We start from the raw sequence: 21,666 nt of genomic DNA, 5'->3' as shown, positions 1-21,666 counted from the left end.
GCCGCCCGACCTGGGCGGATGAGGTCGCACGCGCTCGGTCATACGTCCACGGTCACCGTGCACACCCATCCTTCGGGTGCGCGGTCGAATCGCAGGTCATGGAGGGAGATCCCCTTGGGAACCGCCCCGATCTGGGGGACGGTCGAGACGTCGGTCATGCCCAGGGTCAGATGGAGCCCGTCCTCGTCCTCGCGGACGCCGACGCTGCAGGGAACGCGGGCGCCGACGTCCATCTCATAGATCACTTCATCGAGTACGGCCAGGATCTGGTCCTCCGGGGGCCCGGCCTCGACCTGGAACGACCGAGTGCCGCAGCGAACCGCGTCGGAGAGGTCGGCGAAGCCCTCAACCATCGCGCGGACGGCTTCCGCGACGCACTCGGCACGCGTCGGCGCCCACGCCCTGATGCGTACGTCCGCGGTGTGCGGCAGGGTGGTGTGGCCCCGGGTCGGAGGCGGTCCTGAACCGGGTTCGGGGTGCCGTTCCATGGGGTCAGCCCTTCACCACGCCGAGCGGCACCAGTCTGGCGACGTTGCCGCACAGCCCGGCGCCGACGCCGGCGGCGACCACGGCGTCGACGTCCTTGTAGGCGGTCGGAGTCTCCTCGGACAGGCCGCGCCACGACGACGCGCGTACGGCGATGCCCCGCGCCTCCAGCCGGTCGCGCAGGTCGCGGCCCTGGATGGAGCGCGCGGCCTGGTGGCGGCTCTGGACCCGGCCCGCGCCGTGGCACGTGGAGTGGAAGGCGGGCCCGTCGGCCACCCCGGTGAGGACGTGCGAGGCGGTTCCCATCGTGCCGGGGATGAACACCGGCTGGCCGAAGGGCGCCAGGTCGGCGGGGAGGTCGGGATGGTGCGGCGGGAGCGCCAGGGTGGCGCCCTTGCGGTGGACGCACAGCCGATGGCCGTCGTGCTCTTCGAGCTTGGCCATGTTGTGCGACACGTCGTACACGAGGTCGAGGGCGGCGCCGGTGACACGTTCGAAGACGCGCCGGGCCGCCTCGGACAGCAGTTGGCGATTGGCCCGGCCGTAGTTCGCGGCGGCGGCCATCGCGCCCAGATACGCCCGGCCCTCCGGTGAATCGACGGGGGCGCAGGCCAACTGCCGGTCGGGAACGTGGATGCCGTACCGCGCCATGGCCTTGTCCATGGAACGGACGTGCTCGCTACAGATCTGGTGCCCCAGGCCGCGCGAGCCGCAGTGGATCATCACGCACACCTGCCCGAGCCGGAGGCCGAACGCGGCGGCCACCTCGGCGTCGTAGATCTCGGCGACGGCCTGGACTTCGAGGAAGTGGTTTCCCGAACCGAGGCTGCCGACCTGGACGGCGCCTCTTTCGACGGCCCGGCCGCTGACCTGTGCCGGGTCGGCGCCGGCGACCGCGCCCTGATCCTCACACCGGTCGAGATCGCGGGGAACCCCGTGCCCCTGTTCCACGGCGTAGCGTGCCCCCTCGCGCAACACACGGCCGAGCTGCGCGGACCCGGGCAGCGGCCACACGCCGCCGCGTCCGAGCCCGCGCGGCGTGGCCAGGTCGAGCTCGTCCATCAGCCGGTTCAGCCGAGGAGCGAGCTGCTCGCGCAGCAGGTCGGCGGCGAGGAGGCGAACCCCGCAGGAGATGTCGAATCCGACCCCGCCGGGGGAGACGACTCCCCCCGCCGCCACGTCCGTCGCGGCCACGCCGCCGATCGGGAAGCCGTACCCCCAGTGCAGGTCGGGCATGGCGTACGACGCCCGGACGATGCCCGGCAGAGTCGCCACGTTGGCGACCTGCCGCAGGGCCTCCTCTTCGGGAAGGAGGTCAGGGGTGGTGAACACGACCCCGGGCACCCGCATCGGCCCGTGCCGTTCGATCCGGAATCGGAACGGTGTCTCCTGAACGAGTTTCACGACTGGCCTGGTCCCATCGGTGAGTGATCGCCCCGGCCGGCTGTCTCCGCACCGCCTCTCCATCCACCCTCCGCCGAGCGGGGGCCGCCGTCCGCTGGCCAGAGACCCGGATCGCCGGGACGAAAGTCCCTATATAGCTACGATCCGGCGCATAGTTATCACTGTCTGTGTGAACGTGTGCGGTCGTACGGCCGTACCGGTATCTCCTGACGCCGGGGTTTGTTCAGCTACGGCCGGCCGGGGAGAAGCCGATCGTAAATCGATGGCGCTCCCGGAAGGGCGCCGTTAGCCTGACGCCCGATTCTGATCCCGGCTTCGGGCCTGCCCAACCCATGGGAAACAACGATGATCTGGAACGCCACCCTCCCCGACGACTGGGAATCACGGGTTCGCTCCGTGCTCGCGAGCGTCCGCGACGATCTCGCGCATGGTGCGATGCGCCCGCTGGGCGCGGGGATGGAGAGCGTCGCCCTCCGACTCGACCTCCCGGACGGCGACGGCGGCACGCCGTTCGTCCTGCGCTTCCCGCGCAACGAGGACGGCGCCGAGGGGATCGCCTGCGAGGCCGCCCTTCTGCCCGAACTCGCCGGACATCTCCCGCTTCCGATCCCGCAGTTCGCCTTCACCGCCCCCAACCCGCTCGGCCCCGGCGAGTTCTGCTGCTATCCCGCCGTACCGGGTGAATCGCTGTCGGAGGAGGAGTGGCACCGGCGCGGGCTGCTGGACGAGCCCGCGCCGATCGGCCGCGTTGCCGCGCTGATCGACGCGATTCACGCCTTCCCGACCGGACGCGCACGCGAGCTCGGCGTACCCGAATGGGATCCGCGGGCGGAGTTCGGCGAGTGCCTGGACCTGCTGCGTGCCGAGGTCATCCCGGCGCTTCCGTCGGGAGAGTCCAGGGCGCTGCTCGCCGCCTTCGAGACCTACCTCGGCGACGACTCCTGCTTTGACTACGAGCCGGTGCTGATCCACGCCGACATCAGCCTCGACCACCTCCTCGTGACCGGTGCGGACGTGACCGGTTTGATCGACTTCGGTGACACCGCGATCGGCGACCCGGACTATGACCTGTGTTACCTCTGGTCCGAGACGGGGGCGGGGTTCATCCGGCGCCTTCAGGAGCTTCGGGGCGTGCCGTTCACCGACAGTCTTGAGCGCAAGCTCCGCTTCTGGGAGCTGGCGGACGCGGCTGAGGACGTCCTGCACGGCATCGAGCACGGCCTTTTCGAGTTCCGCGACCAGAGCTTCGGCCTGCTCCGAGACCTCCTGTCGGAGCGGGCGTCGTCCAAATAACCGGTTGAATCCGGCCCGGCCTCGTCGTGGGCGTCGGTCAGCCCGATTGACGAACCACGGCGAGGCAGCCGGTCGCGACGGCGGCGTCAGGGCCGTTCGGATACCAGGTCCCCGTCATCAGGCCCACGATGTCAGGTTCGCCGGCAGGCGGATCTACGGTCGGCGCCCGCCTCAACTCGATGGTCACCAAATCACTGGTCAGCTCACCCGGCATCACGTGTCGGCCCTGCGCGTACGCCTCTCTCGCGCCCTTTTCATGGCCAGGGTCGGAGGTCCCGTTGGTTCGGACCAGGCGGAGGACCTCGCTGATCCAGACGGGGTCCGCCTCGCCGTCGTAGATCCAGCGGGTTCCCAGCACGCTGTGTTCGGCCGTCGTGATGAGCGCTTCTTCCGCCCCGGCGTTCTCGATGGGAGCGCCGCGGTAGGTCATCGGGATTTGATAGATCGCTGAGCCGTCGGTCACCAGATGCGTCTCGATGCCGACCTCGCCGGCGGGGTCGTCGAACCGGATGAAGCCGACCGGAGACAACGACGGGATGCCGGTTCCGAGATACCACGGCTGCCGGGATACCCACAGGGGGAGGAAATCCCGGAAGTGAGGCGTGAGAGTGGCGACCGAACGAATTTTGGCCATGATCGGCAGCGTAGATGCGGTGAACCGCCCGCGCAGCCGCCGAGGCCCACGTACCCGAGCGCTCCGAACATCGCCGGGCGTGCCAGAAATCCATCGCGCACGCCCGGCACGCCGCCGCCTCCGATCTCGCCGCTCAGCCGGCAAGCCGGACGTACGGTCGGGTCACTCCCGGCGCAGGTGGGGGCGGAGCGCCTCCAGCACTCCCGGGTCCTCGATCGTCGAGGGCACGGGTTCGTCGTGGCCGTCGGCGATCGCGCGCATCGACTTGCGCAGGATCTTCCCGGAGCGGGTCTTCGGCAGGCCGTCCACGATCGCCACCTCCTTGAACGCGGCGACCGGGCCGATGTCGCGGCGCACCGCCGCGACGAGTTCCGCCTGGAGGGCGTCCGGCGCGATGTCCACGTCGGCCTTCAGCACGACGAAGCCGCGTGGCACCTGCCCCTTGAGCGAGTCGTGCACGCCGATCACCGCGCATTCGGCCACCGCCGGGTGCGCGGCCAGTACGGCCTCCATGGAGCCGGTGGACAGGCGGTGCCCGGCCACGTTGATCACATCGTCGGTGCGCCCCATGACGAACAGGTAGCCGTCGGAGTCGACGTAGCCGCCGTCACCGGTCAGGTAGTAGTCGGGATACCGGGACAGATACGACGACAGGTACCGCTCGTCGTCGCCCCACAATGTCGGCAGGGTGCCGGGCGGCAGGGGCAGCTTGACGCAGATCGCGCCGTCGTCGCCCGGCGGCACCTCCTGACCCGACGGGTCCAGGATCCGCACGTCGTAGCCGGGCACCGGCACGGTGGGGGAGCCGGGCTTGATCGGCATCGGCTCCAGGCCGCGGAGGTTCGCCGCGATCGCCCATCCGGTCTCGGTCTGCCACCAGTGGTCCACGACCGGCACGCCGAGCTTCTCCGAGGCCCACCGGTAGGTCTCCGGATCGAGCCGCTCGCCGGCCAGGAAGAGGGAACGGAACGCCGACAGGTCGTACTTCGCCGCCTCGCGGCCCTGCGGGTCGACCTTCTTGATCGCCCGCACCGCCGTCGGGGCGGTGAACAGGGCCTTGGCGCCGTACTGGGAGATCACCCGCCAGAATGCACCGGCGTCCGGCGTGCCCACCGGCTTGCCCTCGTAGAGGACCGTGGTCGCGCCGGCCAGCAGCGGTCCGTACACGATGTAGGAGTGGCCGACGACCCAGCCGACGTCCGACGCGGTCCACCAGACGTCGCCGGGCCCGATGTCGTAGATGTTGGACATCGACCAGGTCAGCGCGACCGCGTGGCCGCCGTTGTCGCGCACCACGCCCTTCGGCTTACCGGTGGTGCCCGAGGTGTAGAGGATGTACAGCGGATCGGTCGCCGCCACGTCGACGCAGCCGACCGGCTCGGCCGCCTCCATCAGCTCGTCCCAGTCGACGTCGCGCTCGCCCATCTGGGCCCGCACGCGGTCGCGCTGCAGCACGACGACCTTCTCCGGGGGGTTCGGCGTGGTGGCGATCGCCTCGTCCACGATCGGCTTGTACTCGACGACCCGGCTCGGCTCGATCCCGCAGGACGCGCACACCAGCACCTTCGGCGCGGCGTCGTCGATCCGGGCGGCCAGCTCCTTCGGGGCGAACCCGCCGAACACCACCGAGTGCACCGCGCCCAGCCGCGCGCAGGCGAGCATCGCGATCACCGCCTGGGGCACCATCGGCATGTAGATCACCACGCGGTCGCCCCGTTCGACGCCGAGCCCGCGCAGCGCCCCGGCGAACCGCGCCACCTGGTCGCGCAGCTCGGCGTAGGTGTAGCGCGCGGACGCGCCGGTCACCGGCGAGTCGTAGAGCAGGGCGGGCCGATCCCCGTGCCCCGCGTCCACGTGCCGGTCCAGCGCGTTGTAGCAGGTGTTCAGCTCGCCGTCCGGGAACCAGCGGTAGAACGGCGCGCGGTCGGCGTCCAGCGCGCGCTGTGGGCGGCGCGACCAGGTCACCGCGTCGGCGGCCGCGAGCCAGAAGGCTTCCGGATCTTTCAGGCTCGCCGTGTAGGCGTCCTGGTAGTCACCCATCTTCGATCCCGTCACTTGTTTCGTAGCCGACGCATCGCTCCGTCGGCAGCCGGGGGTAGCGCGGCAGACGGGCGTCCCATGACGCCCGTCCGCACCGCAGGTACGCGGTGCCTCGCCGGGTCTCGTTGACCAGGCGATGCGTGCAGACGCCGCAGAGGCCGGGCGCGGCGCCGAGCTTCGACCACACCTCGTCGGCCGGTCGTACGCGGTCCGGAGGCGGGCCGGGCGTGTCACGCGCGCCTTCTTCGCCGGACGGGGCAAGCGGGCCGGACACGCTCACCTCTCCTCGGCCGGGACGGGCTGCTGCTCGCGGCCGTCCAGTTCGGCGAGCTCCTGGTCGGTGAGCAGCCGTGAACGGATCAGGAAACGCACACCCTCCGGGGCCTCCAGTGAGAAGCCGCTCCCTCGGCCCGGCACCACGTCGATGGTGAGGTGGGTGTGCTTCCAGTATTCGAACTGTGACGCGGACATCCACACCGGGATCGGCTCGCCCACGCCGTCCACCCGGAGATCTCCGAGGCGTACGTCCGCGTTCCCGGTGCGGAACTCCCCGGCCGGGTAGCACATGGGGGAGCTGCCGTCGCAGCATCCTCCTGACTGGTGGAACATCAGCGGGCCGTGCGTGCCGGCGAGGCGGCGCAGCAGGACGGCCGCGTCGGCGGTGACGTCCACCCGGTTGACTGCCATGTGCGAGGCTCCCTGCTTCGGGGATGGCCGGTACGCGAGGGGCGGCTGGGAAACCCCGGGGCGCCCCTCGCGTACGGACCGCTCGATCAGAAGAATCCCTGGGCGTTTTGAGAGTATGACACCAGGATGTTCTTCGTCTGCTGGTAGTGGTCGAGCATCATCTTGTGGTTTTCGCGGCCGATGCCCGACTGCTTGTATCCGCCGAACGCGGCGTGCGCGGGGTAGGCGTGGTAACAGTTCGTCCACACCCGGCCCGCCTGGATGTCCCGGCCGGCCCGGTAGGCGGTGTTGCCGTCCCGCGACCACACCCCGGCGCCCAGGCCGTACAGGGTGTCGTTGGCGATCGTGATGGCGTCGTCGTAGTCGTCGAACCTCGTCACCGAGACCACCGGACCGAAGATCTCCTCCTGGAAGACGCGCATCTTGTTGTCGCCCTCGAACACGGTGGGCTGGACGTAGTAGCCGCCGGACAGGTCGCCGCCGAGGTCGACCCGCTCGCCACCGGTGAGGACCTTCGCGCCTTCCTTCCTGCCGATGTCGATGTAGGAAAGGATCTTCTCCAGCTGGTCGTTGGACGCCTGGGCGCCGATCATGGTGTCGGTGTCCAGCGGGTCGCCCTGCTTGATCTTCTGCACCCGCTCCACCGCGTCGGCCAGGAACGATGAGTAGATGGACGACTGGATCAGCGCGCGGGACGGGCAGGTGCACACCTCGCCCTGGTTCAGCGCGAACATCGCGAAGCCCTCCTGCGCCTTGTCGTAGAAGGCGTCCGGCGCGTCCGCGACATCGGCGAAGAAGATGTTCGGGCTCTTGCCGCCCAGTTCGAGGGTGACCGGGATGATGTTCTCGCTGGCGTACTGCATGATGAGCCGCCCGGTGGTGGTCTCCCCAGTGAACGCCACCTTCCGGATCCCGCTGTGCTGCGCGAGCGGCTTGCCCGCCTCCACGCCGAAACCGTTCACCACGTTGACCACGCCGGCCGGGATCAGGTCGGCGATCAGCTCAAGCAGCACGTGGATCGACGCGGGGGTCTGCTCGGCCGGCTTGAGCACCACGGTGTTGCCGGCGGCCAGCGCCGGGGCCAGCTTCCAGGTGGCCATCAGGATCGGGAAGTTCCACGGGATGATCTGCCCGACCACGCCGAGCGGCTCATGGAAGTGGTACGCGACGGTGTCGGCGTCGAGCTGGGAGATGCCGCCCTCCTGGGCCCGGATCGCTCCGGCGAAGTAGCGGAAGTGGTCGACAGCCAGCGGGATGTCGGCGGCCAGGGTCTCCCGTACCGGTTTGCCGTTCTCCCAGGACTCGGCGACGGCGATGGCCTCCAGGTTCTGCTCGATCCTGTCGGCGATCTTGTTCAGCACCTCGGCGCGCTCCGCCGGCGAGGTGCGGCCCCACGCGACCGCGGCGCCCTCGGCGGCGCGTACGGCCCGATCGACGTCCGCGGCGGTTCCCCGGGCGACCTCGGTAAACGTCGCACCCGTGACCGGAGTGGGGTTCGCAAAATATTCACCACCGGCCGGCGGCACGTACTCCCCGCCGATGAAGTGGTCATAGCGTGGGCGAAATGTAACCACGCTCCCCGAATCCCCTGGTGCCGCATATGTCGCCATGTGTTCGCCCTCCTGGGTCCTGGACCGACGAGATGTGGCAAAAGGTAAAAGCGCCGACGTTGCACCGCCGTTGCAGAGGCCTGAACGGGGGACGTATCGCCCTTGTTCGGGGCGGAACGGCAAGGCATGCTGCTGTGAGCAAGACCAGGTACGGGGGCGCTCGTTCGGGTGGACGCAACCGCCCTCGCCGACGTCGCCGCGGAGTGCACCTTGGACGCTGAGATCGCGAAAGCTGCGACCACCGTGGATGTGGCATCTGATCCGGCCGCGCAGTTCTCCGTGTTGCAGCAGGTCCGCGAGGCCATGTTGAGCGGGGACCGGCCGCGGGCGGCGCCGCGCTCGGTGATCCTGGACTCCTGGCGGCGCTCCCTCGCGGCGCGGGTCGATCCGGAGCATTTCCGCCCACCGGTGGTGTACAAGCCGGAGGACGTACCGGACGTGCGCTCCGCGCATCCGCTGCGTGACGTGCTGCCCCTGCTCCGCGAACTGCTCGTCAGCATCGCCGACCAGTCGTCATACGTCATGATCGTCACCGACGCGGCCGGCACCATCCTGTGGCGGGAGGGGCCCGCCGGGCTGTGCCGGATCGCCGACCCGGTCGGGTTGTGCGAGGGCACGGGCTGGGCGGAGGGGGCCATCGGGACGAACGCGATGGGCACCGCCCTCGCCGTCGACGCGCCGGTGCAGATCTACTCCGCCGAGCATCTGGTGCGTACCTACCACCCGTGGACCTGCGCCGCCGCGCCCGTCCACGACCCCGACAGCGGGCGCACGCTCGGCGTGATCGACATCAGCGGGCTGCTGCACGAGCTGCACCCCGCCGTCGTCACCCTGGTCTCCGCCAGCGCGCGGCTCGCGGAGAGCCACCTGCGCAGGCAGATGGAGATGCGGGACGAGCGGCTGCGGGTGAAGCACCTGCCCCGCCTGATCGGCCTGCGCGGCGAGCCGGGCGCGCTGGTCACCGCGACGGGGCGGGTGATCGCCGCGGAACCGTTCGGCGGGCCGTGGCCCGAGCGGCTGGCGATACGGCCCGGAAGTGACCGGGTGCCGCTCGCGGACGGCCGTGAGGCCCTGGTCGAGCCGCTGCCCGAGGGCTACCTGGTCCGGCTGCCGAGGACGGCCCCGGCGCCGCCGCGTCCCATACTGTCGCTGTCTTTCCTGGGCGACCGGCCGGTGGCGGTGCTGGACGGCCGGGAGCTGCCGCTCACCCTGCGGCACGCCGAGCTGCTCGCGCTGCTCGCGCTGCGCCCCGCCGGGCTGACCGCCGAGCAGCTCGCCCTGCAGCTCTACGGCGACGACGGCAACCCGACGACCGTACGCGCCGAGATCCACCGGCTCCGGGCCCAGCTCGGCGAGGCCGCCATGACGGCCAAGCCGTACCGGCTGCGGGCCGAGGTCGAAGCCGACTTCCTGACCGTGCGCGACGCGCTGCGCTCCGGCGACATCCGCGCCGCGGTGGCGGCGGCGCACGCCCCGCTGCTCGCCCGGTCGGAGGCGCCGGCGATCAGGGCCGAACGCGACCAGCTCGTCACGGCGCTGCGGTCCGCGGTCCTCGACACCCAGGACCACGAGGCGCTGTGGACGTTCGGGCAGAGCGAGCCCGGCAGCGAGGACATCGAAGTGTTCGAGCGCCTCGTCGCGGAGTCGCCCGCCCGCGATCCGCGTCAGGCGGTCGCCGCGGCCAGGCTCGCCTGGCTGCTCAAGGAGGACGACGAAGCGCCCACGATCAGCCGTCACACGGGGGCCCGGAGATCGATCGACTGACCCATTCACGCCTAGGATCTCCACCATGATCTCCACGCCGAGGTTGCTCGCCATCAGCGATCTGCACGTGCGCCACCCGGAGAACCGCGAGATCGTCGAGCGGCTGCAGCCGGAGAACGACGGAGACTGGCTACTGGTCGCCGGTGACGTGGGCGAGTTCATGGCCGACGTCGAGTGGGCGCTGCGCCTGCTCAGCGAGCGCTTCGCCAAGGTGGTGTGGGCGCCCGGCAACCACGAGCTGTGGACGCCGGCGGAGGACCCCGTGCGGCTCCGGGGTGAGGCGCGCTATCGGCACATCGTGGAGCTCTGCCGCTCCCTCGGCGTGGTCACCCCGGAGGACCCCTACCTGGTGTGGCGCGGCGCGGGCGGCCCGGTCACGGTGGCCCCACTGTTCATCGGGTACGACTACACCTTCCGGCCGCAGGGCACCACCACCATGGAGCAGGCGCTGGATCACGCCGACGACGCCGGTGTGGTGTGTACCGACGAATGGCTGCTGCACCCGGACCCGTACCCGAGCAGGGAGGCGTGGTGCGCTGCCCGGATCGCGGAAACCGAACGCCGGCTGGCCGACCGCGACCCGGAGCTCGCCACCGTCCTGGTCAACCACTATCCGCTGGTGCGGGATCCCACCTTCGTGCTCAGGTATCCGGAGTTCGCCCTCTGGTGCGGCACCGAGCGAACCGCCAAGTGGCATCAGCGGTTCAACGCCGCCGTCATGGTCTACGGCCACCTGCACATCCCGCGCAGCACCTGCTATGACGGGGTGCCGTTCGAGGAGGTGTCCCTCGGCTACCCGAGGGAGTGGGGCCGCCGGGAGGGGCCGCCGCCCCGCCCACGCGCCGTCCTGCCCGCAGGGCCGCCCACCGCCTGACCAGGAGTGGACGGGGCACTCCGCGATCACCCCGGAGCTGAGAGCGCGGAGGCGGCGCGGTGTCGTCCGGATTCTCGTGCTTACTTTTCCGGACCGGTCAGGGGGCGGTCGTCGACGATCTGCTTCATGACGAGGGTCGATGTCAGTCGCTGAATGCCGGGGAGCGCGGCGAGCCGGTCGTCTTCCAGGCGCTGGTAGGCGGCGAGATCGGTGGTGAGGACGCGCAGGAGATAGTCGGGGTCGCCGAACAGGCGTTGCGCCTGGACGACCTGGGGGATTTCGGCGACGGCTTCCTCGAAACCGAGAAGGGTGCCGCGGTCTTCTTGCCGCATGGTCACGAAGACGAGCGCTTGAAAGTTCAGCCCGACGGCTTCGGGGGCGACGACCGCCCGATAGCCGCGGATCGTCTTCGTGCGCTCCAGTTCGCGGAGCCGACGGTGGCAGGGCGACACGGTCAACCCGACGTGTGCGGAGAGTTCGGTGATGGTGAGGCGGCCGTCCTCCTGGAGTGCGGCAAGGATTTTCCGGTCGATGGCGTCCATGAGCGGGATTCTTCTATTTGGGCCGCCGTACCAGCAAGAAGTTGGAATCACTTTCCGGCTGTTCGCAGGTAACTTCCCGCATAGAGTCCGTTTGCCACAGGGGAGAAGCCATGCCCGTCAGCTCCGTTTTCGCTTTCTGGGGTGTCGCCCTGCTGCTCATCATGGTGCCGGGCGCGGATTGGGCGTTCACCCTCGGCGCGGGATTACGCGGGCGGTCGGTGGTCCCCGCCGTGGGCGGGCTCGTGCTCGGCTACGCGGCGATCACGCTCGTCGTCGCCGCCGGTCTCGGCGCCTTCGTCGCGGAAAACCCCAAGGCGCTCACCGTGCTGACCGTGCTCGGCGGTGGATATCTGATCTGGCACGGTGTGCGGACATTCGCCGCGCCTTCCGTGCCGGACGTTGCGGCTTCCGACGTGATTGTGGACGGCGTGGTGGAAGCGCGGGGCAAAACAGGGTGGGCGACGCTCGCGCAAGGTATCGGAGTCAGCGGACTCAACCCGAAGGGCCTGCTGATCTTCATCGCTCTGCTTCCCCAGTTCACCCGCCCGGACCGGAGCTGGCCGTTGGCCGTACAGATGACCGCCCTCGGCCTGGTCTTCACGGTCACCTGCGCCGCGTTCTACCTCGCCCTCGGCTCGGTGGCACGCACCTTCCTGCTCTCCCGGCCCGCGGCCGCGCGTGTCCTCAGCCGCGTGTCCGGTGTCGGCATGGTGATCGTCGGTATTTCCTTGATCAGCGACCGGCTGAGCGGCGGCGCGGTGCTGTGAACGCGCATTCGGCAGGACACCCAGGAGAGCTGAGCCTGTCACGCGGCCGGAAGGACGCACATGCTGCTCAGGCCGTTCGAGCTGTCACCGCACGCCAGCCAAGGGCGACGCTGCCGGTCAGAAGCACTACTCCGGACAGCACCCCGCTGACGAACGGCACCCAGGCGACGGCGGCCGTCGAGGCCAGGACAAGGCCGGTGGCGCCCAGTACGGTGAGGACCACACCGGGTACGGCGATGCTCCAGTCTTTCCAGATCGGCGCAAGCGCGATGAAGTGAACGCCGACCACCAACGCCACCCAGGCCACATTGCCTTCTACCGGACGCCCCCATATCGCGAGGACCCGGAGTCCGCCGAAGAGCAGGATCACCTCGGCGGCGACGACGACCAGGTAGCCACGGCTGAACATGTTCCGCTGCGCTCCCTCGGCGGAACCACGCTCCCCCCGAGCGGAGACGAACCACATGGCCAGAACACCTACGGCTGCCAGACAGGCAGCCACTTTCAGCAGAATCGCGGCCACGGGATTCAGCGGGCTCTGGGCGTTGACGACCACAAACACCGCGCCGAAGACCGCGCCGACCAGCAATCCAGTCATTCGTTGCATGTCATTCATTGAAACGACGCCGGATCGTCTGTACAAGGGGGCCAAGACGAGGACGAGGTAGACCTGGCACTACCTCGCGGTGCCGCGCAGATAGGCGAGCACGGCCAGCACCCGCCGGTTGACGTCCTCGGTCGCCGGTAGCTCAAGCTTGGCGAACACGCCGGCCACATGCTTCCCGACAGCCGCCTCGGTGATCGACAGCGCGCGGGCAACGGCGCTGTTGGAGCGCCCTTCGGCGATCAGCCCGAGCACCTGGCGCTCACGCGCGGTCAGCCGCAGCACCGGCTCGGTGACCTCCCGGGCCCTGTTCCAGGTGTGCTCGAACAGATCGATGAGAGTGGTGATCAGGCTCGGCTGCCTGATCATCAGTGCGCCCGGCGAGTACGGGACGGGAGTCGTCCGGACGAACGCCACGGCGCGGTCGAAGATGAGCAGTTGCTGAATCGGCTCGTCGACGACGCGGTGGAGGTCACCCGAGGAGTGCAGTTCCCTGATTCGGGCCGCTTGCGCGGATCGTCCAGCACGCTCGCGTGGACGATGGTGCGCATCGCCATGCCATGCTGCAAGGCGTCGAGCACACTTCTCCTGCTTTTCTGCTCCTCGCGCCCCTTCTCCGATGAGCCCACCGGATGCATCGCGCGCAGCTCGTGGGCCGAACGTACCGCCTCGGCGATCCGCTGCTGGACGAGTTCGCCGTCGTCCAGCAGCTCGACGCCGACGGGGACGCCGCGCAGCTTGTCCACCGCCTCTTCCAGCCGATGGGCCAACTGCTCCAATCGGGCCGGCGACGTGCTCTCGCCCACGCGCCTCCTTCGTACCGGTAACCGACACAACCTATTTGCCGGCGGGCGCCAACGCGTCGTCGGGGACGGTGCGTGCGGTCTTCTGGCGGGTGCCGAGCGTGAGGAGCAGCGCGGCCGCGGTCAGTGCCAGGCCGAACCAGACGACACTTGTGACGCCCAGATGGTCGGCGAACAGTCCGCCGAAGAGCGCGCCGAGGGCGATGGACGTGTTGTAGGCCATGGTGTTGAGGGACATCGCGGCTTCGAAGGTGTCGGGTGCGGCGGCCTGCGTCATGTTGAGCTGGCACAGCTGCACGACGCCGAAGGAAACTCCCCAGAGGGTCAGCGAGATGATCGAACCGGCCGGCCCGTGACCGACCGTGAGCAGCAACAGCAAGGACACCACGAGTCCCGCGAGGCCGGCGATGAAGCTGCCCCGCAAACTCTTGTTCACCGTGTATCCGGCGATGAAGTTCCCGGCCGCGCCTCCTGCGCCGTAAAGCACCAGAAGCACGGTGACGTCCGCCGGCGCCGCGCCGCCGCGCGCACGCCACCGCTCTGGGCGGCGGCGGGTCCCCTGCCTCGTCAGCTGAGCAGGTAGCACGCCAGGTGGCGGCTGAGGTTGTTACGAGCTACGGCCGAGCCAAGGAGAGATTCCCGCCTCGGCTCGGCCGTCGGTTGCCCGGTATGGCTCGCTCAGCCGGCCACGAGCTCGTAGCCCGCCTCTTCGACGGCGTCCCGCACGAGGGTCTCGTTCAGCGGGCTGTCGCTGGTCACGGTCACCTTGCCGGTCGCCAGCTCGACCTCGACGCCGGTGACCCCGGTGACCTTGCCGATTTCGGACGTCACCGTGCCCACGCAGTGGCCGCAGGTCATGCCGGTGACGGTGTACGTGCTGACGCTCATGTCGCTCCTTCGCAAATACCCCGGGTGGGTAACGTCCAGGGAAAGATAGTCATGCGGGCGGCGACACCGCAAGACATACCCCCCATAGGTACTGTGAGATCCACATCACATCGCCAGCCCTACCCTACCCCGGTATGGTTCAGCGACATGGCAGACATGAGCAGAATCGCGGTCGTCGGCGCGTCCCTTGCCGGATTGCGCGCCGTGCAGACCCTGCGTAGCGAGGGATTCGCCGGTGACATCACCCTGATCGGCGCGGAGACGCACCGGCCGTACAACCGTCCGCCACTCTCGAAGAGCGTGCTACGCGGTGACGACGACGTGACCCTTCCCGGTGCCGAGGAACTCGGCGGGGAGTGGCTCGGGAACCGGCGGGCCGTAAGGCTGCGCGTCGACAGAAGCCCGGGTGCCGCCACCGCGAGCACCGGGGGTGGCTCCATAACCCTGGACGACGGCACGGAGATCCCGTTCGACGGCCTGGTCATCGCGACCGGAGCCAGGCCGCGGCGGCTCGCCGAACGGCCCGGGGGAGTCCACGAACTGCGCACGATCGACGACGCGCTGGCGCTGCGCGCCGAGCTCGATGCCGGGCACCGGAACCTGGTCATCGTCGGTGGAGGATTCATCGGCGGGGAGATCGCCTCGACGGCCAGGGCGCTCGGCCTGACCGTGACGCTCGTCGACGCCGGGCCCTACCCGATGCACCGCGTCCTCGGGGTGGACACGGCGCGGTGGCTGGCCGCCCACCACCAGAAGAACGGTGTCGAGTTGATCTCCGGCATCCGGGTGGCCGGTTTCGAGAGCAGGGACGGCCGGGTGACCGGCGTGCGACTCGAAGACGGGCGGTCGATCCCGGCCGACCTCGTCGTCGCGGGCATGGGCATCGTGCCCAACGTCGAGTGGCTGGAAGGCAGCGGTCTCACGCTCGACGACGGAGTGGTCTGCACGCCGTCGCTGTTCGCCGAGGGGACGTCGACCATCGTCGCGGCCGGCGACGTCGCGCGCTGGCGGCACGAGTTGTACGGGGGCGCGCTCGTGCGGGTGGAGCACTGGGCCAACGCCAATGCCCAGGGGGCGGTGGCCGCGCGCAACCTTCTCGCCGGCCCCGAGAGCGCCGTGCCGTACGCGGACGTGCCCGCGTTCGGGACGCACACGCATGGGGCGCGGATCCAGACCGCCGGCCTGCCCCACCTCGCCGACGAGGCGCGAACGGTGCACGGTGCGCCGGAAGAGGGCAGCTTCGTCGTGGCCTTCCTCAGGGGTGGTGTCCTCGTGGGCGCCGTCGGGGTGAACGCGCCGAAGGAACTGAACCGGCTGAAGCGCGGAATCGCCGCCGGGGATGTCCTCGAAGCCGCAACTTCCTGATCCCCACCGCTTGAGAAACCCCTAGGGGGTATGTTACGTTTCTCGCCGATGGATACCCCCCATGGGTATCTGGCCAAGGAGGGAAGCTCATGTCCACGGCATGTTCCTGCTGTAGCGGAGAGGCCGCTGCCACGACCGTGGCGATCGGTGACGGCGCCACGCGGGTCTATTCGGTCAGCGGCATGACCTGCGGTCACTGCGTCTCGTCGGTCTCCGGTGAGATCGGCAAGGTCGCCGGGGTGACCGGCGTGGCCGTCGATCTGGCGGCCGGAGCCGTCACTGTCAGCGGAGCGGGCTTCTCCGACGAGGAGATCCGCGCCGCGGTGGAGGAGGCCGGCTACGAGCTGGCCGGGACGCCGGCCTAGCAAAGGTCACGCGGAAAGCCCTCAAGGGGCCGCGCGGCAGGGCCGCGAAGTAGTGGCCCCCGCCGGGAGCCGGGAGAACGTCCCGGGACATAAGGGGTGGGCGTGCATTGCCGTGCACGCCCACCTGGGGCCGGTCGGACTCGTCATCACACCCAATCCCCGTTTCGCATCCTATGGTGCGAAGAACCAGGAGACAGGCATGAATGCCGTCAATCCGCGCAGGTGGCAGGCGCTGATCGTGCTCGCCGCCGCGCAGTTCATGGTCATCATGGACACCTCGATCATTGGAGTCGCCTTACCGGACATGCAACGCGAGCTGGGCTTCTCCCAGGGCGACCTGCAGTGGGTCTTCAACGCGTACGTCGTCGCCTTCGGCGGGCTGCTGCTGCTCGGCGGACGGCTCTCCGACCTGCTCGGCGCGCGCAAGGTGTTCACCGCCGGCTGGGTCGTACTGATCGCCGGATCCGTCGTCGCGGCGGCGGCGAGCAACCCGGCGCTGGAGATCATCGGCCGGGCGGTCCAGGGCGTGGGTGGCGCACTGATCGCGCCCGCCGCGATGACCCTGCTCATGATGCTCTTCGGGCACGACCAGCGCGAACTCGGCAAGGCCATGGCCCTGTACGGCGCGGCCGCCCCGGCGGGTGGCACCGCGGGCGTGTTCCTCGGCGGCGTCATCACCGAATACCTGAGCTGGCCGTGGGTGTTCATCGTCTACGTCCCGATCGGCCTGGCCACGCTGGCCGCCGTCCCCGCGCTGCTTCCGGCCGTCCAGGGCAGGCGCGGATCGGTCGACCTGCTGGGCGCGGTCGCGGTCACCGCCGGCATCGCCCTCGCCGTGTTCACGATCGTCCGGGCGCCCGAGCAGAGCGCCGGCGCCACCATCGTCCAGGGCGTCGGAGCCGTGGTGCTGCTGGTGCTGTTCCTCGTCATCCAGCGGTCGGTCCGCGAGCCGCTCATGCCGCTCCGGATCTGGCGCACCCCCGGGCTGGCCACGGCCAACCTGGCGATGGCGCTGCTCGGCGCCGCGTGGATCCCGATGTGGTACTTCCTCAACCTCTACCTGCAGCAGGTTCTGGGATACGGCGCGTTCCCGAGCGGTGCGGCGCTGCTTCCGATGACCATCGCGATCATGATCTTCATGATCGGCATCACCGCCCGGCTGCTCGGCCGGTTCGGGGCCAAGCCGCTCATCGTGATCGGCCTGCTCGTCCTGGCCGCGGGCGTCGGGGGACTCTCCCTGGTCCACCCTGACGGCTCCTTCGCCGCCGATGTGCTGCCCGCGTCGCTGGTGGCGGCGGTCGGCATGTCGCTGGCCTACATTCCGGCCATGATGTCGGCCATGTCCGGCGCCCGGCCGGAGGAGAGCGGCCTCGCCTCGGGCATCGTCAACACCACCTACCAGGTGGGCTCGGCGCTCGGCCTGGCCGTTATGACCGCGATCGCCACGTCGCAGGGGGCGGCCGAGCTGGGGAACCTGCCCAGGCTGACCCACGGCTTCCAGGCCGCCTTCGTCGGCGCGGGCGCGGTGGCCGTGCTCGGCGCCCTGCTCACCCTCCTGCTGATGCGCGGCCGGAAGGCCGCCGCCGTACAGAGCGGGGAGCGGGAGGCGTCGTCGGTCGGAGCCTGACGCGGGGACGGGGCGCGCTCCATCCGGAGCGCGCCCGGGTACCCCGAACTCGGCGAAATACCATAGGGGGGTATGGTGTTAACATGAGCAGCCTGAGCGAGAGGAGCGGGGAGATGGCCGGATACAGCGACACCGGGCAGGAGCACCTCCGGCGGCTGCGCCGGATCGAGGGGCAGGTCCGGGGTCTGCAGCGGATGGTCGAAGAAGACAAATACTGCATCGACATCCTCACCCAGGTCTCTGCGGCCAGTCGCGCTCTCCAGTCCTTCGCCCTCGCTCTCCTCGACGAGCACATGGCCCACTGCGTCGCGGATGCTACGGCGAAGGGCGGTGCGGAAGCCGAGGCGAAGATCAAGGAAGCCTCCGACGCCATCGCCCGCCTCGTCCGTTCCTGAACTTCACCGACATTCACGAATCACAGGAGTGATCGATATGACCACCGCCACCTACACCGTCAAGGGCATGACCTGCGGCCACTGCGTCAGCTCGGTCAAGGAAGAGGTCGGAGAGGTCGCCGGCGTCACGCGCGTCGAGGTGGACCTCGCCACCGGCCTGGTGACAGTTGAAAGCGAAGGTCCCGTGGACGCGGCCGCGGTCACCGCCGCCGTCGAAGAGGCCGGATACGAAGTGGTGGATCGCTGATGAACACCCCCGCCAAGCTCGGAGCGTACGTTCTCGGCCTCGCCGTGGTCTTCGGCGCGACCTTCGGAGTCGGCACCGCCGTGGGAGGTGTCGGCACCCCGCCGGCCGCCGAGGAGCACAGCGTCCACGGCGACCACGGCGGTGCCCCCACCGCCGCCGGCCAGGCGACCCCCGCCGGCACGGCGGCCATTCCAGGAGGGCTCGAGGTGTCCCAGAACGGCTACACGCTCACCACGCTGACCACGACGGTCGAGCCGGGCAAGAACACGGACTTCCGGTTCACGGTCACCGGGCCCGACGGCAAGCCGGTCACCGGCTACCAGGTGCAGCACGAAAAGAAGCTGCACTTCATCGTGGTCTCCCGGGACCTCTCCCACTTCCAGCACCTGCACCCGGCCGAGGCCGGCGACGGTGTGTGGTCGGTGCCGCTGACCCTTCCCGAGGCGGGCGCGTACCGGATGTTCGCCGACTTCGCCCCCGAAGGCGGCAGCGGCATGACCCTCGGCGCCGACCTGTACGCCGCGGGCGACTACGCGCCGAAGGCCCTGCCGGGCGTGAGCCGTACGGCGACGGTGGACGGATACACCGTCACCCTCGACGGCGACCTGGCCCCCGGCCGGACGAGCCGGATCACCCTCAAGGTCAGCAAGGACGGCAAGCCGGTCACCGACCTGCAGCCCTACCTCGGCGCGTACGGCCACCTGGTGGCGTTGCGCGGCGGCGATTTGGCCTACCTGCACGTGCACCCCGATGGCGAGCCGGGCGACGGCAAGACCCAGCCGGGTCCGGAGATCGTCTTCTACGCCGAGGCGCCCAGCCGCGGTGACTACCGGCTCTTCCTGGACTTCCAGCACGACGGCAAGGTCCGCACCGCGGACTTCACCCTCCACGCGGACGGTGCCCCGGCGTCCGGGGAGCAGGGCGGCCATGACGAGTCCCCGTCCGGTTCCGCCGGGCACGGCGAGCACACGCACTGACGCGGGTGTGACGTGAGAGAGGAGAGACGATGACTTCCGTCACCGAGTCTGCCACCGTCGAGGAGCAGTCCCTGGGCTCGCTCGAGCTCTCGATCGGCGGCATGACCTGCGCGTCCTGCGCCAACCGGATCGAGCGCCGACTCAACAAGCTGGACGGCGTGACCGCGACGGTCAACTACGCCACCGAGAAGGCCAAGGTCACCTTCCCCGACGGCATCGCCCCGCACGACCTGATCGCCGAAGTGGAGAAGGCCGGCTACACCGCGCAACTGCCCGCCCCGCCCCGCCAGCAGAACGAGAACGGCGGCGGGCCGGAAGAGCCGGAAGACGAGCTCGGCCCGCTACGCGCCCGGCTGATCACCGCGCTGGTCCTGGCGGTCCCGGTGGTCGCGATGGCGATGATCCCCCCGCTGCAGTTCACCAACTGGCAGTGGCTGTCGCTGACGCTGGCCGCCCCGGTCGTGGTGTACGCGGGCTGGCCGTTCCACAAGGCGGCCTGGACCAACCTGCGCCACGGCGCCGCCACCATGGACACGCTGGTGTCGCTCGGCACGATCGCCGCGCTCGGCTGGTCACTGTGGGCGCTGTTCTTCGGCACCGCCGGCACCCCCGGCATGACCCACCCGTTCGACTTCACGATCCAGCGCAGCGACGGCTCCGGCAACATCTACCTGGAGGCCGCCGCCGGGGTGACGGCGTTCATCCTGGCCGGACGCTACTTCGAAGCGCGTTCCAAGCGCCGCGCGGGCGCCGCGCTGCGGGCGCTGCTGGAGCTGGGCGCCAAGGATGTCGCGGTGCTGCGGGACGGGGTTGAGGTCCGGATCCCGAGCGATCAGCTCGCGGTGGGGGACCGGTTCGTGGTCCGCCCCGGCGAGAAGATCGCCACCGACGGCGTGATCGAGGAGGGCGCCTCCGCGGTCGACGCCTCGATGCTGACCGGGGAGTCCGTCCCGGTCGAGGTGCGGCCGGGTGATGCGGTGACCGGCGCGACCGTTAACGCCGGCGGCCGCCTGGTGGTCCGCGCCACCCGGGTCGGCTCCGACACCCAGCTGGCCCAGATGGCCCGGCTGGTGGAGGAGGCGCAGACCGGCAAGGCGCAGGTCCAGCGGCTGGCCGACCGGATCTCCGGCATCTTCGTCCCGGTCGTGATCGCGCTGGCGTTGGGCACGCTCGGTTTCTGGCTGGGCACCGGGGACGGGGTGGGGGCGGCGTTCACCGCGGCGGTCGCCGTGCTGATCATCGCCTGCCCGTGCGCGCTCGGCCTGGCGACCCCGACCGCGCTGCTGGTCGGGACCGGCCGGGGAGCCCAGCTCGGCATCCTGATCAAGGGCCCGGAGGTGCTGGAGTCCACCCGGAAGATCGACACGGTCGTGCTGGACAAGACCGGCACGGTCACCGAGGGCAAGATGACCCTGGTCGAGGTGCACACCGCCGACGGCCAGGACCAGGATGAGGTGCTGCGCCTGGCCGGAGCGCTGGAGCACGCCTCCGAGCACCCGATCGCCCAGGCCGTCGCGCGTGGCGCGGCCGAGCGGGTCGGCACGCTGCCCACGCCCGAGGACTTCGCCAACATCGAAGGACTCGGCGTCCAGGGGATCGTGGACGGGCACGCGGTGCTGGTCGGACGGCCGAAGCTGCTGGCCGAGTGGTCCCAGCACCTGCCGGTCGAGCTGGAGCGGGCGTTTGCGGCGGCTCAGGCGGCGGGGCGTACCGCGGTGGCGGTGGGCTGGGACGGCGCGGCGCGCGCCGTGCTCGTCGTGGCGGACACGGTCAAGGCCACCTCGGCCGAGGCCATCGGTCAGTTGCGCGCGCTGGGGTTGACTCCGGTGCTGCTCACCGGCGACAACGAGGCGGTGGCCCGGACGGTCGCGGCCGAGGTCGGCATCGATGAGGTCATCGCCGAGGTGCTGCCCGCCGACAAGGTGGACGTGGTCAAGCGCCTGCAGGGTCAGGGCCGTACGGTCGCGATGGTGGGGGACGGCGTCAACGACGCGGCGGCGCTGGCGCAGGCCGATCTCGGTTTGGCGATGGGGACGGGTACGGACGCGGCGATCGAGGCGTCGGACCTGACGCTGGTTCGGGGTGATCTGCGGGTGGCGGCGGACGCGATCCGGTTGTCGCGGCGGACGTTGCGGACGATCAAGGGGAATCTGTTCTGGGCGTTCGCGTACAACGTGGCGGCGTTGCCGTTGGCCGCGGCGGGGTTGCTGAACCCGATGATCGCGGGTGCCGCGATGGCGTTCTCGTCGGTGTTCGTGGTCAGCAACAGTCTCCGCCTGCGCGGTTTCAAGTAG

The 21,666-nt window shown here is 70.0% G+C and carries 24 protein-coding genes; 11 read left to right on the top strand and 13 right to left on the bottom strand.

The features are described from left to right. Window positions 1-38: 38 nt before the first annotated feature. Window positions 39-488, bottom strand: a complete 450-nt coding sequence (locus AWQ71_RS32715) for an archease (RefSeq protein WP_067140753.1) — start codon at window positions 486-488, stop codon at window positions 39-41. Between the two features lie 4 nt (window positions 489-492). After that, on the bottom strand, window positions 493-1,890 hold the full coding sequence (locus tag AWQ71_RS32710; protein WP_218002056.1) for an RtcB family protein: 1,398 nt from the start codon (window positions 1,888-1,890) through the stop codon (window positions 493-495). 345 nt (window positions 1,891-2,235) lie between these two features. Here AWQ71_RS32710 and AWQ71_RS32705 point away from each other — a divergent pair, with 345 nt between their 5' ends. Further along, on the top strand, window positions 2,236-3,183 hold the full coding sequence (locus AWQ71_RS32705; RefSeq protein WP_067140747.1) for a phosphotransferase family protein: 948 nt from the start codon (window positions 2,236-2,238) through the stop codon (window positions 3,181-3,183). A gap of 37 nt (window positions 3,184-3,220) precedes the next feature. Here the strand turns inward: AWQ71_RS32705 and AWQ71_RS32700 are convergent, their stop codons facing one another. The 5 genes from AWQ71_RS32700 to exaC all read right to left on the bottom strand — a co-directional run bounded on the left by AWQ71_RS32700 (window position 3,221) and on the right by exaC (window position 8,154). Then, window positions 3,221-3,817, bottom strand: coding sequence for a maltokinase N-terminal cap-like domain-containing protein (locus AWQ71_RS32700; RefSeq protein WP_157570716.1), 597 nt, complete (start codon window positions 3,815-3,817; stop codon window positions 3,221-3,223). A 162-nt stretch (window positions 3,818-3,979) separates the two neighbouring features. Further along, on the bottom strand, window positions 3,980-5,857 hold the full coding sequence (locus AWQ71_RS32695) for a propionyl-CoA synthetase (protein WP_067140740.1): 1,878 nt from the start codon (window positions 5,855-5,857) through the stop codon (window positions 3,980-3,982). Beyond that, window positions 5,850-6,131, bottom strand: coding sequence for a hypothetical protein (locus AWQ71_RS32690; RefSeq protein ID WP_067140738.1), 282 nt, complete (start codon window positions 6,129-6,131; stop codon window positions 5,850-5,852). The genes AWQ71_RS32695 and AWQ71_RS32690 overlap by 8 nt, the downstream gene beginning before the upstream one ends. A gap of 2 nt (window positions 6,132-6,133) precedes the next feature. Further along, window positions 6,134-6,544 (bottom strand): DUF779 domain-containing protein, encoded by a 411-nt coding sequence (locus tag AWQ71_RS32685; protein WP_067140736.1) that lies wholly within the window; start codon window positions 6,542-6,544, stop codon window positions 6,134-6,136. Window positions 6,545-6,630: 86 nt separating this feature from the next. Beyond that, on the bottom strand, window positions 6,631-8,154 hold the full coding sequence (gene exaC / locus AWQ71_RS32680) for an acetaldehyde dehydrogenase ExaC (RefSeq protein ID WP_067140733.1): 1,524 nt from the start codon (window positions 8,152-8,154) through the stop codon (window positions 6,631-6,633). 168 nt (window positions 8,155-8,322) lie between these two features. Between exaC and AWQ71_RS32675 the strand changes: the two genes are divergently transcribed. Further along, window positions 8,323-9,918: a GAF domain-containing protein gene (locus AWQ71_RS32675; protein ID WP_218002055.1), complete on the top strand. Its 1,596-nt coding sequence runs from the start codon at window positions 8,323-8,325 to the stop codon at window positions 9,916-9,918. A gap of 25 nt (window positions 9,919-9,943) precedes the next feature. Then, window positions 9,944-10,792 carry a metallophosphoesterase family protein gene (locus AWQ71_RS32670; protein ID WP_067140730.1) on the top strand — a complete coding sequence of 283 codons (849 nt, stop codon included), beginning with the start codon at window positions 9,944-9,946 and terminating at the stop codon, window positions 10,790-10,792. Window positions 10,793-10,872: 80 nt separating this feature from the next. Here AWQ71_RS32670 and AWQ71_RS32665 read toward each other — a convergent pair whose 3' ends face one another. Continuing rightward, the gene (locus AWQ71_RS32665; protein ID WP_067140726.1) at window positions 10,873-11,334 is read right to left on the bottom strand and encodes an Lrp/AsnC family transcriptional regulator; all 462 of its coding nucleotides are present in this window, start codon (window positions 11,332-11,334) and stop codon (window positions 10,873-10,875) included. A gap of 110 nt (window positions 11,335-11,444) precedes the next feature. On the opposite strand from AWQ71_RS32665, the gene AWQ71_RS32660 reads away from it, so the two are divergent. Further along, window positions 11,445-12,101, top strand: a complete 657-nt coding sequence (locus AWQ71_RS32660; RefSeq protein ID WP_067140724.1) for a LysE family translocator — start codon at window positions 11,445-11,447, stop codon at window positions 12,099-12,101. A gap of 67 nt (window positions 12,102-12,168) precedes the next feature. On the opposite strand, the gene AWQ71_RS32655 is transcribed toward AWQ71_RS32660, so the two are convergent. The 5 genes from AWQ71_RS32655 to AWQ71_RS32635 form a co-directional block, all read right to left on the bottom strand. Further along, window positions 12,169-12,699, bottom strand: coding sequence for a hypothetical protein (locus AWQ71_RS32655; RefSeq protein WP_218002054.1), 531 nt, complete (start codon window positions 12,697-12,699; stop codon window positions 12,169-12,171). 78 nt (window positions 12,700-12,777) lie between these two features. Continuing rightward, entirely contained in the window at window positions 12,778-13,074 is a 297-nt protein-coding gene (locus tag AWQ71_RS32650) for a response regulator transcription factor (RefSeq protein ID WP_084259560.1), read from the bottom strand. Continuing rightward, window positions 13,074-13,511 (bottom strand): hypothetical protein, encoded by a 438-nt coding sequence (locus AWQ71_RS42150; protein WP_157570715.1) that lies wholly within the window; start codon window positions 13,509-13,511, stop codon window positions 13,074-13,076. Before AWQ71_RS42150 ends, AWQ71_RS32650 begins: the two co-directional genes overlap by 1 nt. A 31-nt stretch (window positions 13,512-13,542) precedes the next feature. Then, window positions 13,543-14,094, bottom strand: coding sequence for an MFS transporter (locus AWQ71_RS32640; protein WP_084259543.1), 552 nt, complete (start codon window positions 14,092-14,094; stop codon window positions 13,543-13,545). 92 nt (window positions 14,095-14,186) lie between these two features. Beyond that, the gene (locus tag AWQ71_RS32635) at window positions 14,187-14,396 is read right to left on the bottom strand and encodes a heavy-metal-associated domain-containing protein (protein ID WP_067140720.1); all 210 of its coding nucleotides are present in this window, start codon (window positions 14,394-14,396) and stop codon (window positions 14,187-14,189) included. Window positions 14,397-14,552: 156 nt separating this feature from the next. On the opposite strand from AWQ71_RS32635, the gene AWQ71_RS32630 reads away from it, so the two are divergent. The 7 genes from AWQ71_RS32630 to AWQ71_RS32600 all read left to right on the top strand — a co-directional run bounded on the left by AWQ71_RS32630 (window position 14,553) and on the right by AWQ71_RS32600 (window position 21,666). Further along, a complete protein-coding gene (locus AWQ71_RS32630; RefSeq protein ID WP_067140719.1) occupies window positions 14,553-15,761 on the top strand; it encodes an NAD(P)/FAD-dependent oxidoreductase in 1,209 nt (402 codons plus the stop codon). Window positions 15,762-15,850: 89 nt separating this feature from the next. After that, window positions 15,851-16,126 (top strand): heavy-metal-associated domain-containing protein, encoded by a 276-nt coding sequence (locus AWQ71_RS32625; protein WP_067140716.1) that lies wholly within the window; start codon window positions 15,851-15,853, stop codon window positions 16,124-16,126. Between the two features lie 199 nt (window positions 16,127-16,325). Beyond that, window positions 16,326-17,753: an MFS transporter gene (locus tag AWQ71_RS32620; protein ID WP_067140714.1), complete on the top strand. Its 1,428-nt coding sequence runs from the start codon at window positions 16,326-16,328 to the stop codon at window positions 17,751-17,753. A gap of 113 nt (window positions 17,754-17,866) precedes the next feature. After that, window positions 17,867-18,148, top strand: coding sequence for a metal-sensitive transcriptional regulator (locus AWQ71_RS32615; RefSeq protein WP_067140977.1), 282 nt, complete (start codon window positions 17,867-17,869; stop codon window positions 18,146-18,148). A 37-nt stretch (window positions 18,149-18,185) separates the two neighbouring features. Continuing rightward, on the top strand, window positions 18,186-18,395 hold the full coding sequence (locus AWQ71_RS32610; RefSeq protein ID WP_067140711.1) for a heavy-metal-associated domain-containing protein: 210 nt from the start codon (window positions 18,186-18,188) through the stop codon (window positions 18,393-18,395). Then, window positions 18,395-19,372 carry a DUF8832 domain-containing protein gene (locus tag AWQ71_RS32605; RefSeq protein ID WP_067140708.1) on the top strand — a complete coding sequence of 326 codons (978 nt, stop codon included), beginning with the start codon at window positions 18,395-18,397 and terminating at the stop codon, window positions 19,370-19,372. Before AWQ71_RS32610 ends, AWQ71_RS32605 begins: the two co-directional genes overlap by 1 nt. A 29-nt stretch (window positions 19,373-19,401) precedes the next feature. Continuing rightward, entirely contained in the window at window positions 19,402-21,666 is a 2,265-nt protein-coding gene (locus AWQ71_RS32600; RefSeq protein WP_067140697.1) for a heavy metal translocating P-type ATPase, read from the top strand.

It is taken from the genome of Microtetraspora malaysiensis, from assembly GCF_001528665.1.
In the GTDB taxonomy this organism is placed as follows: domain Bacteria; phylum Actinomycetota; class Actinomycetes; order Streptosporangiales; family Streptosporangiaceae; genus Microtetraspora_A; species Microtetraspora_A malaysiensis.
The sequence above is the reverse complement of the archived record's forward strand: the minus strand, read 5'-3'. Positions and strand labels throughout refer to the sequence as shown.

Coding starts and splice junctions, on each gene's coding strand:
- AWQ71_RS32715 (WP_067140753.1), bottom strand. CDS start 488: ATGGAACGGCACCCCGAACCCGGTTCAGGACCGCCTCCGACCCGGGGC.
- AWQ71_RS32705 (WP_067140747.1), top strand. CDS start 2,236: ATGATCTGGAACGCCACCCTCCCCGACGACTGGGAATCACGGGTTCGC.
- AWQ71_RS32700 (WP_157570716.1), bottom strand. CDS start 3,817: ATGGCCAAAATTCGTTCGGTCGCCACTCTCACGCCTCACTTCCGGGAT.
- AWQ71_RS32695 (WP_067140740.1), bottom strand. CDS start 5,857: ATGGGTGACTACCAGGACGCCTACACGGCGAGCCTGAAAGATCCGGAA.
- AWQ71_RS32685 (WP_067140736.1), bottom strand. CDS start 6,544: ATGGCAGTCAACCGGGTGGACGTCACCGCCGACGCGGCCGTCCTGCTG.
- exaC (WP_067140733.1), bottom strand. CDS start 8,154: ATGGCGACATATGCGGCACCAGGGGATTCGGGGAGCGTGGTTACATTT.
- AWQ71_RS32670 (WP_067140730.1), top strand. CDS start 9,944: ATGATCTCCACGCCGAGGTTGCTCGCCATCAGCGATCTGCACGTGCGC.
- AWQ71_RS32665 (WP_067140726.1), bottom strand. CDS start 11,334: ATGGACGCCATCGACCGGAAAATCCTTGCCGCACTCCAGGAGGACGGC.
- AWQ71_RS32660 (WP_067140724.1), top strand. CDS start 11,445: ATGCCCGTCAGCTCCGTTTTCGCTTTCTGGGGTGTCGCCCTGCTGCTC.
- AWQ71_RS32655 (WP_218002054.1), bottom strand. CDS start 12,699: ATGACTGGATTGCTGGTCGGCGCGGTCTTCGGCGCGGTGTTTGTGGTC.
- AWQ71_RS32650 (WP_084259560.1), bottom strand. CDS start 13,074: ATGATCAGGCAGCCGAGCCTGATCACCACTCTCATCGATCTGTTCGAG.
- AWQ71_RS32635 (WP_067140720.1), bottom strand. CDS start 14,396: ATGAGCGTCAGCACGTACACCGTCACCGGCATGACCTGCGGCCACTGC.
- AWQ71_RS32630 (WP_067140719.1), top strand. CDS start 14,553: ATGAGCAGAATCGCGGTCGTCGGCGCGTCCCTTGCCGGATTGCGCGCC.
- AWQ71_RS32625 (WP_067140716.1), top strand. CDS start 15,851: ATGTCCACGGCATGTTCCTGCTGTAGCGGAGAGGCCGCTGCCACGACC.
- AWQ71_RS32620 (WP_067140714.1), top strand. CDS start 16,326: ATGAATGCCGTCAATCCGCGCAGGTGGCAGGCGCTGATCGTGCTCGCC.
- AWQ71_RS32615 (WP_067140977.1), top strand. CDS start 17,867: ATGGCCGGATACAGCGACACCGGGCAGGAGCACCTCCGGCGGCTGCGC.
- AWQ71_RS32610 (WP_067140711.1), top strand. CDS start 18,186: ATGACCACCGCCACCTACACCGTCAAGGGCATGACCTGCGGCCACTGC.
- AWQ71_RS32605 (WP_067140708.1), top strand. CDS start 18,395: ATGAACACCCCCGCCAAGCTCGGAGCGTACGTTCTCGGCCTCGCCGTG.
- AWQ71_RS32600 (WP_067140697.1), top strand. CDS start 19,402: ATGACTTCCGTCACCGAGTCTGCCACCGTCGAGGAGCAGTCCCTGGGC.